The 15,013-nt window shown below is 69.7% G+C and carries 12 protein-coding genes; 2 read left to right on the forward strand and 10 right to left on the reverse strand.

Annotated elements, in window-relative coordinates:
- Positions 1–20: 20 nt before the first annotated feature.
- From dnaG to dusB, 3 genes are read right to left on the reverse strand one after another with little or no spacing between them, the layout of a single operon-like run.
- Entirely contained in the window at positions 21–1,874 is a 1,854-nt protein-coding gene (gene dnaG, locus ELQ94_RS16395) for a DNA primase (RefSeq protein ID WP_127051449.1), read from the reverse strand.
- A gap of 10 nt (positions 1,875–1,884) precedes the next feature.
- The gene (locus ELQ94_RS16400) at positions 1,885–3,180 is read right to left on the reverse strand and encodes a deoxyguanosinetriphosphate triphosphohydrolase (RefSeq protein ID WP_208007778.1); all 1,296 of its coding nucleotides are present in this window, start codon (positions 3,178–3,180) and stop codon (positions 1,885–1,887) included.
- A gap of 5 nt (positions 3,181–3,185) precedes the next feature.
- Complete coding sequence (dusB, locus tag ELQ94_RS16405) at positions 3,186–4,367, reverse strand: tRNA dihydrouridine synthase DusB (RefSeq protein ID WP_127051450.1); 1,182 nt, start codon at positions 4,365–4,367, stop codon at positions 3,186–3,188.
- A gap of 94 nt (positions 4,368–4,461) precedes the next feature.
- Here dusB and ELQ94_RS16410 point away from each other — a divergent pair, with 94 nt between their 5' ends.
- A complete protein-coding gene (locus ELQ94_RS16410) occupies positions 4,462–4,911 on the forward strand; it encodes an aminoacyl-tRNA deacylase (protein WP_243697086.1) in 450 nt (149 codons plus the stop codon).
- Between the two features lie 123 nt (positions 4,912–5,034).
- On the opposite strand, the gene ELQ94_RS16415 is transcribed toward ELQ94_RS16410, so the two are convergent.
- Genes ELQ94_RS16415 through recO form a run of 3 tightly spaced genes read right to left on the reverse strand, consistent with a single transcriptional unit; the run spans position 5,035 to position 7,335 of the window.
- Positions 5,035–5,739 carry a DsbA family oxidoreductase gene (locus tag ELQ94_RS16415; RefSeq protein WP_127051452.1) on the reverse strand — a complete coding sequence of 235 codons (705 nt, stop codon included), beginning with the start codon at positions 5,737–5,739 and terminating at the stop codon, positions 5,035–5,037.
- 28 nt (positions 5,740–5,767) lie between these two features.
- Positions 5,768–6,601 carry an isoprenyl transferase gene (locus tag ELQ94_RS16420; protein WP_127051453.1) on the reverse strand — a complete coding sequence of 278 codons (834 nt, stop codon included), beginning with the start codon at positions 6,599–6,601 and terminating at the stop codon, positions 5,768–5,770.
- A complete protein-coding gene (recO, locus tag ELQ94_RS16425; protein ID WP_127051454.1) occupies positions 6,598–7,335 on the reverse strand; it encodes a DNA repair protein RecO in 738 nt (245 codons plus the stop codon). The genes ELQ94_RS16420 and recO overlap by 4 nt, the downstream gene beginning before the upstream one ends.
- A 128-nt stretch (positions 7,336–7,463) precedes the next feature.
- Here recO and ELQ94_RS16430 point away from each other — a divergent pair, with 128 nt between their 5' ends.
- On the forward strand, positions 7,464–8,123 hold the full coding sequence (locus ELQ94_RS16430) for a trimeric intracellular cation channel family protein (protein WP_127051455.1): 660 nt from the start codon (positions 7,464–7,466) through the stop codon (positions 8,121–8,123).
- Between the two features lie 154 nt (positions 8,124–8,277).
- Here the strand turns inward: ELQ94_RS16430 and ELQ94_RS16435 are convergent, their stop codons facing one another.
- From ELQ94_RS16435 to ELQ94_RS16450, 4 genes are all read right to left on the reverse strand, one after another.
- Positions 8,278–10,668: a PhoX family protein gene (locus ELQ94_RS16435; RefSeq protein ID WP_127051456.1), complete on the reverse strand. Its 2,391-nt coding sequence runs from the start codon at positions 10,666–10,668 to the stop codon at positions 8,278–8,280.
- Between the two features lie 207 nt (positions 10,669–10,875).
- On the reverse strand, positions 10,876–12,636 hold the full coding sequence (leuA, locus tag ELQ94_RS16440) for a 2-isopropylmalate synthase (protein ID WP_127051457.1): 1,761 nt from the start codon (positions 12,634–12,636) through the stop codon (positions 10,876–10,878).
- A gap of 185 nt (positions 12,637–12,821) precedes the next feature.
- Positions 12,822–14,213 carry an ABC transporter permease gene (locus ELQ94_RS16445; protein WP_127051458.1) on the reverse strand — a complete coding sequence of 464 codons (1,392 nt, stop codon included), beginning with the start codon at positions 14,211–14,213 and terminating at the stop codon, positions 12,822–12,824.
- Positions 14,210–14,971, reverse strand: coding sequence for an ABC transporter ATP-binding protein (locus ELQ94_RS16450; protein WP_127051459.1), 762 nt, complete (start codon positions 14,969–14,971; stop codon positions 14,210–14,212). The genes ELQ94_RS16445 and ELQ94_RS16450 overlap by 4 nt, the downstream gene beginning before the upstream one ends.
- Positions 14,972–15,013 lie beyond the last annotated feature (42 nt).

Below are 15,013 nucleotides of genomic sequence, written 5' to 3' on the forward strand. Positions count from 1 at the left end.
CACCCCCTCGCACGCTTCCGTCACGCGACACCGTCCTGCAGGCGTCGCCGTTCGTCTCCGAGGGCGACGAGTCGCCTCTGGAGATCGCGCGATGCGTCGCGGTCCGCGGGGTCGCTGCGCTGGATCATCCGGCGCAGCTCGGCCTCGCGCTGGAGGAGGTCGCGTTCGACGAGCGAGGTGGCGATACCCCGGACGTAGCCGGCGAAGCGGTCGCCGTCCCGTTGCGGGATCGGCGCGACGGCGAGCTGGCGAACGAACGGCCGGTAGGGCTCCGGAAGCGATTCGGCGACGCGGAGGAACCACTCCGGCGTTCCGAAGAGGTCCATGCTCGCGGCGAGGGCGTCGCGCACGAGGGCGAGCGTCGGATTGTCGATGCGCGTGTGGATGGCGGATTCCACGAGCTCGCGCCCGACGAGGTCCGGGTGCTGCACGATCGCCATCAGGGCATCCCGCTCGAGGCGCGTCGCCGGGTCGGACGGCAGGTCGCGCAAGGACGCGGCGCGCTCGGCCACGGTGACGAGATCCACGGGTTCGCCGAGGGACGGCGCCGAGGACCGTCGCGAGGCGTCCCGAACGGCCCGCGACACCTCGTCGAGGTCCACTCCGAGCCGACCGGCGAGCACGCGGGCGTATCCGGGACGGATGGACGGATCGCGGATCTCGGCGACGATCGGGGCCGCCTTCCGCAGGGCCGCGACGCGCCCCTCGACGGTATCGAGATCGTAGTCGGCGAGCACCTGACGGATCACGAACTCGAACATCGGTTCCTTGGCCTCGATGAGGCCGCGCACGGCTCCGTCACCGTGGGCGAGGCGGAGGTCGCACGGGTCGAGCCCGTCGCGCCCGATCGCCACGTAGGTCTGTGCGGAGAACCGCTTCTCCTCGCTGAAGGCCCGGAGTGCGGCCTTCTGGCCGGCGGCATCGGGATCGAAGGTGAAGATCACCTCTCCCCCGCTCGAGTCGTCGCCCATGACACGGCGAAGGACCTTGATGTGATCGACGCCGAAGGAGGTGCCGCACGTGGCGACGGCCGTTCCGACGCCCGCGAGGTGGGCCGCCATGACGTCGGTGTAGCCCTCGACGACGACGACGCGATGGCCTCGGGAGATCTCGCGCTTGGCCAGATCCAGGCCGTAGAGGACCTGGCCCTTGTGGTAGACGGCCGTCTCCGGTGTGTTCAGGTACTTCGGACCCTTGTCGTCGTCGAGCAGCCGGCGGGCACCGAACCCCACCGTCTGGCCCGTCACATCGCGGATCGGCCAGACAAGTCGCCCGCGGAAGCGGTCGTACGCTCCGCGATCTCCCTGCGAGACGAGCCCGGACGCGATGATCTCATCGCGCGAGAACCCGCGACCCTGCAGCATCTTCGTGAGCTGATCCCAGCTCTGGGGGGCGAAGCCCACACCGAAGCGGGCGGCGGCGGCGGAATCGAAACCGCGTTCGCCGAGGAATCGACGTCCGGGGTCGGCCGTCGCCGTGTGCAACTGCTCCTGGAACCACTGCTCCGCCGCGGTGTTCGCCGCGAGCAGCCGCGCGCGCTTGGGACCGTCCTCGTCGGGTCCGCCGCCGTCCTCGTAGTGCAGCGTCAGGCCGATCCGTGCGGCGAGCCGCTCGATCGCCTCGGTGAAGGTGACGTGGTCGATCTTGCGCAGGAACGAGATGACGTCGCCCGACTCGCCGCACCCGAAGCAGTGGTAGAAACCCACCTGCGGTCGAACGTGGAAGCTCGGGCTGCGTTCGTCGTGGAAGGGACAAAGCCCCTTCATCGACCCGACGCCCGCACTCTTGAGGCTCACGTGATCGCCCACGATGTCGGCGATGTTCGTCCGCGACTTCACCTCGTCGATGTCGCTCTGTCGAATCCGCCCTGCCATGACGTGAATTCTAGCCGCGCGAGAGGTCGCCGGGTCCGGATGCGGCCGTGCTCAGGGGACGGCCGCGCTCGATCCACGCGATGACCGCCTGATCGGTGAGGCTCGCCACCTGGTCGACGACCACGCGGCGCCGGGCGACGTCGTCCGCTGCCAGGTCCCATTCGTGGCGATGGCCCGTGTCGAGACCGGCGCCACCCGTCTCGTAGAGCGCGTCTGCGATGGTCGTGAGCATGTCCCGCTGGTGGGCGTACACCGGCTGGCGCGGCTCGCTCGTCATCACGTACGCGCCCACGACTCCCTTGAGGACCGCGATCTCCGCTGCGATCTCGTCGGGCACGACGACGTCGGCCCCGAAGCGGGCGAGCGAGGACTGCGGGAAGGCCTCACGGGTGGCGGCGACTGCGGAGCCCGCGAAACGCCCGATCATCTGGCTCGTGAAGTTCTTGAGCTTCGCGAGATCGCGACGGGAGGCGTCCCAGCTCGTGACCCACACGTCGAAACCCGCGAGGCGATCGAACGCCGCCGCGAGGTCGTCCTCGCCGAAACGGGGACCGTTCCATTCACGGATGGCGTGGATGAGCGCATCGTGTCCCGCGCGTGCGTTGAGGAAGGCCGGGTCGATGAACTGACCGACGACGGCGTCCTCGAAGTCGTGCACCGAGTACGCGATGTCGTCCGAGAGGTCCATGACCTGGGCCTCGATGCACGGCGTGCGCTCGGGGGCGCCCCGTCGCACCCACTCGAACGCGGCGCGGTCGTCCTCGTAGAACCCGAACTTCTCTCGTCCACCGGGGTCCGGGGTCGACGCGGACGCGGGCCACGGATACTTGCAGCTCGCGTCGAGGCTCGCTCGCGTGAGGTTGAGTCCGTAGCTGCGGTCGTCGTCGCCGAAGACCTTCGGCTCGAGGCGGGTGAGGATGCGCAGTGTCTGGGCGTTTCCCTCGAAACCGCCCACGTCGGCGGCCCATTCCGAGAGAGCGCGTTCGCCGTTGTGGCCGAACGGCGGGTGCCCGAGGTCGTGCGCGAGGCACGCGGTGTCGACGATGTCGGGGTCGAGGCCGAGGCTCGTCGCGAGCTCACGACCGACCTGCGCGACCTCGAGCGAGTGCGTCAGCCGGTTGCGGGCGAAGTCGAGGCCGGCCGTCGGCGAGAGGACCTGGGTCTTCGCCGCGAGCCGACGGAGGGAACTCGAATGCAGGAGGCGTGCGCGGTCGCGGGCGAAGTCGCTGCGGCGCGATGAGTGCTCCTCGGGCAGCCACCGTTCGGTGTCGAACGTCCCGTACTGCCCGTCCGTGTCAGAGACCACGCGCGTCAGCCACCGCTCGTGTCGAGTTCGGCCTCGGAGAGGTCGCTCGCCTCCTGCGTCGCGAGCGCCCGCGACGCGAGCCAGTTCTCCGGGAGCACGGGTCGTTTCGGCGTTCCGGCCCGGCCGCGCGGGCCCTCGGCGTCGGCCCCCGGGTAGGGAGCGTCGAGCGGGAGGGAGTCCAGCAGCTCGTCGAGCTGGTCGAGCGATTCGACCATGGCGAGGCGGGTCCGGAGATCGCCGCCGACGGGGTAGCCCTTGAAGTACCAGGCGACGTGCTTGCGGATGTCGCGGCAGCCGCGCTCTTCGCTGTCGAAGAACTCGGCGAGGAGTTCCGCATGGCGTCGGAAGGTGCCGGCGACCTGCCGCAGATCCGGAGTGTGGCGCGTGTCGGATCCTGTGAACACCGCCGCGAGATCGCCGAAGAGCCACGGGCGACCGAGGCAGCCGCGACCGACGACGACGCCGTCGCAGCCGGTCTCGTCCATCATGCGGAGGGCGTCCTCGCCCGACCAGATGTCGCCGTTGCCGAGGACCGGGACCGTCGACACCGTCTCCTTCAAGCGCGTGATCGCGGACCAGTCGGCGTTCCCGGAGTAGAACTCGCTCGCGGTGCGCGCGTGGAGCGCGATGCTCGAGACGCCCGCGCCCTCGGCGATGCGACCGGCCTCGAGGTAGGTGAGGTGATCGGGATCGATGCCCTTGCGCATCTTGATCGTGAGCGGCACGTCCCCAGCCGCCGAAACGGCGTTCTCGACGATGTCGCGGAAGAGGTCGAGCTTCCACGGGAGCGCCGCGCCGCCGCCCTTGCGGGTGACCTTCGGGACCGGGCAGCCGAAGTTGAGGTCGATGTGGTCGGCTCGGTCCTCGTCGACGAGGATGGTGACCGCTTCGCGCACCGTCTTCGGGTCCACGCCGTAGAGCTGGATGCTCCGCGGGGTCTCGGACTCGTGATGGGTGATCAGTCGCATCGTCTCGGGGGTGCGCTCGACGAGGGCGCGGGACGTGATCATCTCGCTCACGTAGAGGCCGGCGCCGAACTCGCGGCACAGCCGGCGGAACGCGGTGTTGGTGATGCCGGCCATCGGCGCGAGCACCACGGGGACGTCGAGTCGGAGCGGTCCGATCTCGAGCGCAGCGGGCTGCGGAGCCGATGCGGGCCGCTCGCCTATCGTTGAAGTCATCGTCATGTCCCTCTCATTCTCCCAGATAGGACACCGCCCCATGGTCGCATCGCACGACGGTTCCGCACCGGACCACGACTCCCCCACCGGAACGGAGGCCATGCGGGCGCACGCGGCGGCGCTCGGGCTCGACGTGGAGGTCGTCACACGCCCCGCTGCCCGCAGTCTCGCGGAGGCCGCCGAGTTGCTCGGGATCGAGCCGGGTGACATCGTGAAATCCCTCGTCGTCCGCCGTTCCGACGGCGAGTACCTCTTCGCCCTCGTCCCCGGAGGACGGAAGATCGACTGGGCGAAGCTCCGAGGCGCCGTGGGCATCAATCGTCTGTCACTGCCGGATGCCGATCAGGCGAAGGCGGCCACCGGATACGAGCGCGGCACCATCACACCGCTCGGGAGCACGACGGCGTGGCCCGTCTACGCCGACGAACGCATCCGTGGTCGTCGGGTGGCTCTCGGCGGTGGCGCCCACGGCCTCAGTACCTTCGTCGACGGGGACGCACTGCTGGCCGCCCTCGACGCGACGGTCTCGGATATCACCGCGGAGGAGTGACGCCCGCAGTCTCCGTCAGGGGTTCGCTGCTCGGGAGGAGGCACGCGTCGCCCTCGCACGCGTCCTGCGTCGGCGCCACGAACGTGAACCCGCCGAGCGGGGCGGACAGGCGGTCCGTCGACGTCACGACCCCGCTCCCTCGGACACCGGGGACGGCACCGCGGAGCGTTCGCGCTCGGCGTGAGCGAGGGCAGAGGCGAACGTCGCCGGCTCCTGAGCGCCGGAGAGCGCCCACTTCCCGTCGATGACGAAGAAGGGGACGCCGTTGATCCCGAGTTCCCTCGCCTGCGCCTCGTCCGCGAGGACGTCCGCGCGGAAGGTGTGGTCGCGGAGCGCCGTGGCCGCTTCCTCGGGATCGAGACCGATCTCGGTCGCGAGGGCGACGAGCTCGTCCTCGCGGCCGAGGTGGCGGCCCTCGGTGAAGTAGGCGCGCATGAGCCGCTCCGTCATCTCGAGCTGCACACCCTGGGCGGCGGCGAAATGGATGAGCTCGTGCGCGAGGACCGTGTTCGTGTGCTTGAGCATGTCGAACCGGTACTCGAGGCCGACCGAGGCGGCGATACCCGTGACGTGGTCGAGCATCTGTCGGGCCTGACCGGCGTCGATGCCCTTGTGGCGCGCGAGGTAGTCCGCCTCGTCGCCCTCGAAGTCCTCCGGGGTGTCGGGCGACAGCTCGAAACTGTGGAAGACGAGGTCGACAGCCGGAGTGGTGCCCTCACCGGCCTCGCGCCACGCAGCCTCCCCCGCTTCGAATCGTCGCTTGCCGATGTAGCACCACGGGCAGGCGATGTCGGACCAGACGTCGACGCGGAGGTTCTCTGAGCTCATGCTCGGGGAAACCCTCCGGGGCGTCGTGCTATTCCTGCGGCTCAGCGACCCCGGCCGATTCGGCCGTCGGCTTGTCGACGGCTCCCCCGAACCGGCGGTCGCGCGACGCGTATATGCGTGCGGCGTGCCAGAGGTCGGTCCGGGTGAAGTCGGGCCAGAGGGTGTCGAGGAAGACCATCTCGGCGTAGGCGCTCTGCCAGAGGAGGAAGTTGCTCGTGCGCTGTTCGCCCGAACTCCGCACGAAGAGATCGACGTCGGGCATGTCGGGAAGGTACAGCGCGCGTCCGATCGTCTTCTCGGAGATGCCGGAGGGCTTGAGGCGACCGGCCTTGACCTCCTCGGCGAGGCCGCGGACCGCGTCGGCGATCTCTGTCCGACCGCCGTAATTGACGCACATCGTGAGCGTGAGGGTGGAATTGCCGGCTGTGAGGGCCTCGGCGTACTCGAGCTCGGAGATGACGGAACGCCAGAGCTTCGGTCGCCGTCCGGCCCAACGGATACGCACACCCCACTCGTTGAGCTGGTCGCGTCGCCGGTGGAGCACATCGCGGTTGTAGCCCATGAGGAACCGCACCTCGTCGGGAGACCTCGACCAGTTCTCGGTGGAGAAGGCGTAGACGCTGAGATGCTTGACGCCGAGCTGGATCGCTCCGGCGACGACATCGAGGAGGGCCGCCTCTCCCGCCCGGTGCCCCTCGATCCGCGTCTGCCCCCGCTTGTTCGCCCAGCGGCCGTTGCCGTCCATCACGATCGCGATGTGATTCGGGACGAGGCGCTTCGGCAGCTCCGGCGGGTAGACACCCGTCCAATCGAGGGGACGGTACGGCACGGCGTCGCGGTGGGTGAAGGGCTTCGGCGTCATGAGGTGATCTGCCTCCTGTCGAGGTGGGCGAGCGATCGGAGTCCACGCTCGAGGTGCCACTGGGTGTAGGCGGCCGTGACGCCGCTCGCCCGGCGGCGTACCGGATCCGGGCTGTCATCGGCGAGCCCCCAGTCGCCCGTGAGCAGGGCCGAGAGGAGACCGAGCGTATCGTCGTCGAGGCGCGGGCTGCCGGAGGGCGCACAGTCGTCGCACACGACGCCGCCCAACTGCACGACGGCGTGCGAGTGCGGCCCGGGCGCCTGGCACCGCGAGCAGTCGAAGAAGCTCGGCGCCCATCCGGCGAGGGACAGCGACCGCAGCAGATAGGCGTCGAGGACGAGCGCGGGATCGTGGTCTCGTCGGGAGAGGGAACGCAGTGCACCGACGAGCAACAAGTACTGCTGGAGCTGCGGCTCGGAGTCCGTCAGTCGATCGGCCGTCTCGACGATGGCGTTGGCCGCGGTGTAGCTCGGATAGTCCGCGACGATCTCGGCTCCGTAGGACCCGAGGGTCTCCGCCTGGTTCACGATGTCGAGGCTGCGTCCCTCGTAGAGCTGCAGGTCGGCGACCATGAACGGCTCGAGGCGCGATCCGAACTTGGAGGAGGTGCGGCGGACGCCCTTCGCCACGGCGCGCACCTTGCCGTGCTGCTTCGTGAGCAGCGTGACGATGCGGTCGGCTTCACCGAGCTTCGTCGTGCGGAGCACGACGCCTTCGTCTCGGTATACGGGCATACGTCGATTATCCCCGTTCCCTGGGGTGCCGGGTCCGCCGCGACGCGCCAGCGACGGCCGATTCCCGGGAGGCTCGTCGGGCAGGAACGAGCGTCCCGGGAGCCGCTGCGCCGTGGCACGATGGTGCCGTGTCACCGCTCTTCACCATCCCCCTCTGGATCGACCTCGCGGCCGTGGCCGTCGGCGGCGTCCAGGGTGCGATGTTCGCGGCGCGCTTCACCGACAACCGGCTCGACCTGCTGGGTGTCGGGATCATCGGGATCGTGGTCGGGCTCGGCGGCGGGTTCGGTCGCGACATCCTCCTCGGCCTGCCTCCCGCCGCCCTGCAATCGAACGGCTACCTCATCGTGGCGTCGGCGGCTGCCCTCCTCGGGATGCTGCTCCTGCAGGTCTTCTCGCGGCTCGGCCCCGTCATCATCGGCCTCGACGCCCTGACGATCGGGCTCTTCGGCGCGATCGGATCCTCGAAGGCCCTCGCCCTGGGTCTGCCCGAGGTCCCCGCGATCTTCGTCGGGGTCGTCGCGGCGGTCGGTGGGAGCGTGGTGCGCGACGTCATGTTGAACCTCCCCGTCGCGCTCATGCACGTGGGTTCGCTCTACGCCGTCGCGGCGGCCGCCGGCACGACGACGCTCGTCGTCGCGGCGAGCCTCGGGCTTCCGGTGGGGGTCGCCGCGATCGCGTGCGTCCTCGTGACGACCCTCCTGCGCGTGCTCGCGATCAGCTTCGGCTGGAGCCTGCCAGAGCAGCGGGCGCTCGCCGGCTGGCGCTCCTGGCGTCGCCGCCGCTGACCCGCCGCGTCCGTCCCTCCGTCCCGAGCTTGAATCGGCCCGCAACTGCGTACGCAACTGCCTCCTGCTGGTGAGAATTCACCCGCAGGAGGCAGTTGCGTACGCAAGACCCTGAACGATCAGCGTGATCAGGGGTGAGCCCCCGGCGCGGCCCTCAGGCGTCGGTCGGGGTGTCCTCGCCGGCGTCGGCGCGGGAGCCGCGGCGCGCGCGCAGGCCGATGGCCGCGGCACCCGCGGCGACGAGAGCCGCGGCGGCGGCGATGACCCCGCCCGTCTCGGCTCCCGTCGCGGCGAGGCCTCCCCCGGAGCCCGAGCCGTTGCCCGATCCGCCGCCGTTGCCGACCCCGGATCCGCCGGACGGGCTCGGGGACGGCGACGGGGCGCCGGTCGGTCCCGCGGTGGGCGTGGCCGTAGGCGATCCCGTGGGCGTCGGCTCCGGCGTCGGGGTCGGGGTCGGCGCCGGCTCGAGCTGGACCGTCGGCAGCACCTGGACGACCGCCGGGCGCGGCTGCGCGACGGAGCCGACGAGGCGAGCGGACGGGTCGTTCGCGTAGTCGGGGAAGTAGGACGTCGGCGCTTCGAACGAACCGTCCTCGCCGGGGTGCTGCACCGAGACGAAGACGTGCTGGTCGGCATCGCGGATCACCGGGCCGCACGTCTCCGCCTCGCGCGGAACCGAGAGGAACTGCTGCACGTTGCCGCGGTCCGCTCCCTCGAGCGAGACCTTGAAGAGGCCGTCGTTGTAGCCGATCCCGTCGGGAGCGCCGTCCGTCGAGATCCAGAGGTTGCCCACGGAGTCGAACGCGAGGTTGTCCGGGCAGGAGATCGGCGAGACCTGCTCCTGCGGGAAGCCGGAGAAGTACACGACGTCGCCCTGTGCGTAGTCGCCGCACAGCATGAGGAGGTTCCAGGTGAACGTGGTGCCCGTCTGGTCGCCGCCGTCCTCCGTGATCTCGACGATGTGGCCGTCACGGTTCTGCAGGCGCGGGTTGACCTCGGTCGCCCCCTCGGTGCCCTCGTTGCCACGGTTGGAGTTGTTCGTGCAGGCGACGTAGATCTTGCCCGTGATGAGGTTCGGCTCGACGTCCTCGCACCGGTCCATCTTCGTGGCCCCTGCGATGTCGGCGGCCAACCGCGTGTTCACGAGGACCTCCTCGACGCTCATGCCCGCGATCGCGGACGCACCGGAGACCACGAGCGGGATCCACTGCCCGGTTCCGTCGAACGAGCCGTCGGAGGGGACGGCGCCCGTGCCGTCGATCTCGGAAGTGGGCGAGTCGCCGGCGAAACGAGCGACGTAGAGGTCGCCCTCCTCGAGGATGGTCAGGTTGTGCGCGCGGTCGCCCTCGATGTAGCTCTTCTGCGACACGAACTTGTAGAGGTAGTCGAACCGCTCATCGTCGCCCATGTAGGCGACGACCTTGCCGTTCGGCGCCACGATGACGTTCGCGCCCTCGTGCTTGAGGCGACCCATCGCGGTGTGCTTCCGCGGGGTGGACGTCGGGTCGAAGGGGTCGACCTCGACGATCCAGCCGAAGCGGTTCACCTCGTTCTCGTACCCCGCGGTGCGCGCGTCGAACCGGGGGTCGTCGAGTTCCCACTGGCGGGCGGTCGCGCCGGGTGCGAGGCCGTAGCGCTTCTCGGCGGCGGAGGTGCCGGCCGACCGGAAGTAGCCGTTGAAGTTCTCCTCGCCGGAGAGGATCGTGCCCCACGGGGTCGTGCCGCCGGCGCAGTTTCCGAGCGTGCCGAGCACGGTACGACCCGACGGGTCGGCCGTCGTCTTCAACAGGTCGGAGCCCGCGGCCGCTCCCGTCATCGTGTACGGGGTGTCGATGAGGAAGCGGCGGTTGTGCTCGCCGCCGCGGACGTACTCCCAGGGACGGTCGACGGCCTCGCGCACGAGCTCCACGACCGACAGGCCGTGCGCGGCGCGACCGACGGCTCGGATCCGTTCGAGGTCCGAGGCGAGCTCGCTCTCGGAGAACATGATCGTCTCGTTGGTGTACTCGTGGTTCACGAAGAGCAGCGCGCGCAGTCGATCCGTTCCAGGGAGCTCGACGATGTCGGTGTAGTCGTTGTTGTAGCCGAACTGACCCGCCTGGGCCGCCGCGGTCTGGTTCGAGATGTCGAACTCGGCGCTGTCGGTGAAGAGCGGGTCGCCCCAGCGGATGATCGGCTGCCAGGAGAAGCCCTCGGGAACGGTGAACGCGTCGACTGTGTACGGTACGGGATCGATGGGGGTGAAGGACAACGCCGACGGCACGAAGGCCGCGACCGGACCGCCGGTCGCCGCAGCGGCCGAACCGGCGCGGGAGAGTCCGAGCGATCCGGCGGCGACGGTGACGACGCCCGCGAGTCCGAGGCCGAGCGCGGTCCGCCGAGACACCTGCGCCTGCACGATGTCACGGAAGTAGCCGTTCTGGGACGTGTTGCAGACGCCGGAGGAGCACGCGTTGGCGCACTTGAGGGCGCACGTCACGGCGCTGCGCTTACCCTTCACGTGACCGGCCATGGGGAGATCGATGCGTCGCAGAGATGTGGTCATGACCTGTCTTTCCGTCGAGGGGGCGAGCTCGCACCACTCAAACAGGGCACACCGAACACTTCGTCGCCGCGGGATGACGCCGAGGGGAACCGCAGGTGAACAGGGAGCGTCGGCTCTCGACGGGAGTGTGAACGCACGTGGCGCCGCCCCGGTGAGGGGCGGCGCCACGGAGGTCCAGATCGGCGCGGGGCCGCGGGCGGGCCGAGGTCAGACGGAGGCGAGCTCCAGGTCGGGGTGCGCCGCCCGCACTCCACGGTTGACCGCGGACACGATGGCTTTGAGCGAGGCCACGGCGATGTCGCTGTCGATCCCGACGCCCCAGAGCCGCTCGCCGTCCACCTGCAGCTCGACGTACGCGGCGGCACGGGCGTCGCCGCCCTCGCTCATGGCGTGCTCCACGTAGTCGTAGAGGGTCACGTCGACGCCGTGACCGCGGAGGATGACGAGGAACGCATCGATCGGTCCGTTGCCCGTCGAGGTCGCCTCGGCGACCTCGTCCCCGTCGCGCAGCTGCACGATGAGGTCGACGACGCCGGAGAGATCGCTCGATGTCCGCGCGTGGCGCAGCTCGAAGCGGCCCCACTTGGCCTCCGTCACGGCAGAGGGGAGGTACTCGTCCTCGAAGATGCGCCAGATGGCCGCGCTCGTCATCTCGCCGCCCTCGGAGTCGGTCTTCGCCTGGACGACCCCCGAGAACTCGATCTGCAGCTTGCGGGGCAGGTCCATCCCGTGGTCGGTCTTGAGGAGGTACGCGACGCCGCCCTTGCCGGACTGCGAGTTGACTCGGATGACGGCCTCGTAGCTGCGTCCCAGGTCCTTCGGGTCGACGGGCAGGTAGGGCACGGCCCACTCGATCTCGTCGACCGACACTCCGCGGGCGGCGGCGTCGGCGGCCATGCGCTCGAAGCCCTTCTTGATCGCGTCCTGGTGCGAGCCGCTGAACGCCGTGAAGACGAGGTCGCCCGCCCACGGGCTGCGCTCGGGAACCGGCAGCTGGTTGCAGTATTCGACCGTGCGCTTGACGGAGTCGATGTCGCTGAAGTCGATCTGCGGGTCGACACCCTGGGTGAACAGGTTCACGCCGAGGGCGACGAGGTCGACGTTGCCCGTGCGCTCCCCGTTGCCGAAGAGGCACCCCTCGATCCGATCGGCTCCCGCGAGGTAACCGAGCTCTGCGGCGGCGACGGCCGTGCCCCGGTCGTTGTGCGGGTGCAGCGAGAGGATGACGTTCTCGCGGTGCGTGAGATGGCGGGACATCCACTCGATCGAGTCGGCGTAGACGTTGGGCGTCGCCATCTCGACCGTGGCCGGGAGATTGATGATGACCTTGCGGTCGGGGGTCGGCTCGAAGACCTCGACGACCTGGTTGCAGATGTCGACGGCGAACTCGAGCTCGGTCCCCGTGTAACTCTCGGGCGAGTACTCGTAGTAGACGGTGGTGCCGGGCACCTTCGCCTCCATCTGGCGGCACAGTCGCGCTCCGGCGAGGGCGATGTCGACGATGCCCTGCTGGTCGGTGCGGAACACGACGTCGCGCTGCAGGATGCTCGTGGAGTTGTAGAGGTGGACGATCGCTTGCTTCGCGCCGGCGATCGACTCGTAGGTGCGCTCGATGAGGTGCTCGCGTGCTTGCGTCAGCACCTGGATGGTGACGTCGTCCGGGATCGCCCCCTCCTCGATGAGGCTGCGGACGAAGTCGAAGTCCGTCTGCGAGGCGCTCGGGAAACCGACCTCGATCTCCTTGTAGCCCATCTTCACGAGGAGGTCGAACATGACGCGCTTGCGCTCGGGGCTCATGGGATCGATGAGCGCCTGATTTCCATCGCGGAGATCGACCGCGCACCACCGGGGCGCCGTCGTGATGCGATTACCCGGCCAGGTGCGGTCGGGGAGGTCGACACGGATCTGCTCGTGGAACGGGCGGTACTTGTGGATCGGCATGGCCGAAGCTGACTGCGTGTTCTTCATTGCTCTACTCCAAGGGAAACGTCTACGTAGGTCACGACGGACTCCGCGACGAGGAGAAAGCGGCTAAGCCTCGTCGCGGCAGCTAAGGAGGAGCGAACCGAGAAGCACGGGGCCAGGCTAGCACGGTGCGGCCGCGGACCTCCACGTCGCACCGTGCCGCCTGGGCAGCGATCACCCGACGACGCTCACTCGACCGCGAGTGCCGCCACCGGGCTGACTCGAGTGGCCCGCTGCGCGGGGGCGATCGACGCGGCTGCGGCGAGGACCACCGCGACCACGACGGCTCCCACGATGACGAACCAGGGCACGCTCGGACCGACGAATCCGCCGCCGAGCATCGACCCGAGGAGCGCCTGCGCGCCGCTCCAGCCGTAGACGATCCCGAGCACGACGCCGAATGCGACCGACGCCACCGACATCTGCACGGCCTCGGCGAGCACCATGCGCCGTACCTGACCGGCCGTGAATCCGAGTGCACGGAGCAGACCGAGCTCGCGCCGGCGCTGGAGGACGCTGAGCGAGAGGGTGTTGACCATCCCGACCGCCGCGATCACGGCGCTGAAGCCGAAGAGGACCGAGAAGACGCCGATCGTGATGGCGAGCGTCTCGTCGACGCCCGCGAAGTCCTCCGGGTACTGTTCGCTCGCCCGGACGATCATGTCGTAGTAGCTCGAGGTCGCTACGGCGAACATCGTGACGAGCGTGACACCGATGACGAGACCGATGGTGGCGCGGGAGCTGCGTGCGGGATTCCGGACGGCGTTCTCCGCGGCGAGTCGTGCGGTCGGCGACGGGCCGAGGGCACGGCCGACGAGCCGGAGCACAGCAGGCATCACGAACGGGGCCGCGAGGACGATCCCGGAGAAGGAGAGGATCCCCCCGAGCATGCCCACGAGGACTCCGAGCATGGAGACCATGCCGATGACCACTCCCCCGCCCAGCAGCAGGACGCCGACCGCGATGAGGACGATCGACGCGATGCGCCGGGCCACCATCGAGCGACCCGAGTCGTCGTCGGATTCGACGGACGCCGCCGTCGCCTGCACGGGACGCACGGCGAGGATGCGCCGTGAGCCGACCCACGACGCGAGCCACGTGGTGAGGGTGACCACGACGACGGGGGCGACGAGCGCCGGCGAGACCACGGTCGAGCCTCCGGACGGGATGTCGCCCGTCGAGACCCCGACGCCGATCAGCGCGGCCATGAGGCCGATCCCGACGACGGTGCCGATGAGGGCCCCCGCGAGCCCGACGAGGATGCCGTCGACGGCGATGCGGTTGCGCAGGGTCCGCGCGTCGGCCCCGACGAGACGGAGGAGCGCGATGTCGCGCGTCCTCCCCGCGATGACGGTGCCGACCGTGTTGGCGGTCACGATGCCTCCCACGAAGATCGCGATGGCGAAGAAGACGACGGCGACGAGCCCGAGAGCGAGCCGCGTCGATTCCTTCGACCCGACGGATCCCCCGGCGACGAGGTCCGTGAGGAGCACCGTTCCCTGGAGCAGCAGTGCGCCGAACGCCCCGGAGAGTGCGGCTACGAGCAGGGTGGCGCGGTAGTCGCGCCAGCGCATCCTCATCGGGCATCCTCCATGGCGAGCATGAACCGGGAGATCTCCTCGGCGCTCGAACGGTCGCGCTCGTCCACGATGCGGCCGTCGGCGAGGAAGAGGATCCGGTCGGCGTAGGACGCCGCGACCGGATCGTGCGTGACCATCGCGATGGACTGGCCGAAGCGCGAGCATGCCTCGGTCAGGAGGGCGAGGACCTCCCGGCCGCTGCGGGAGTCGAGGTTGCCGGTGGGTTCGTCGGCGAAGACGAGGTCGGGTCGCGTGGCGAGCGCACGGGCGATCGCGACGCGCTGCTGCTGACCGCCGCTCAACTCGTGCGGGCGGTGCGTCAGCCGATCGTCGATACCCAGGGTCGACACGAGGGAGTCGATCCACCGGGACTCGTCGACGTCGGGCTTGCGGCCGTCGAGGTCGAACGGGAGGAGGATGTTCGCGCGGGCGTCGAGCGTGGGCACGAGGTTGAAGGACTGGAAGACGAATCCGATGCGTCGTCGACGGAGGAGGGTGAGCTCACGGTCGCCGAGGGTCGTGATGTCGGTGTCGCCCACCCACACCTGGCCCCCGTCGGTCGAGTCCAGGCCGGCCATCACATGCATGAGGGTGGACTTGCCGGAACCGCTCGGACCCATGATCGCGGTGAACTGGCCGCGTCGGATTCCGACGGACACGTCGTCGAGCGCGACGACGGCGCCGTGCCCGACGCCGAAGCACCGGGAGACGCCGGCGACGCGGGCCGCGAGGCCCATTTCTGAAGTGGTGATCGTCATGGTTCCCACGCTAGGAACCGCACCCCCGCCACCGCGTCGGCA

The sequence above is a fragment of the Labedella endophytica genome (assembly GCF_003990045.1).
Taxonomy (GTDB): domain Bacteria; phylum Actinomycetota; class Actinomycetes; order Actinomycetales; family Microbacteriaceae; genus Labedella; species Labedella endophytica.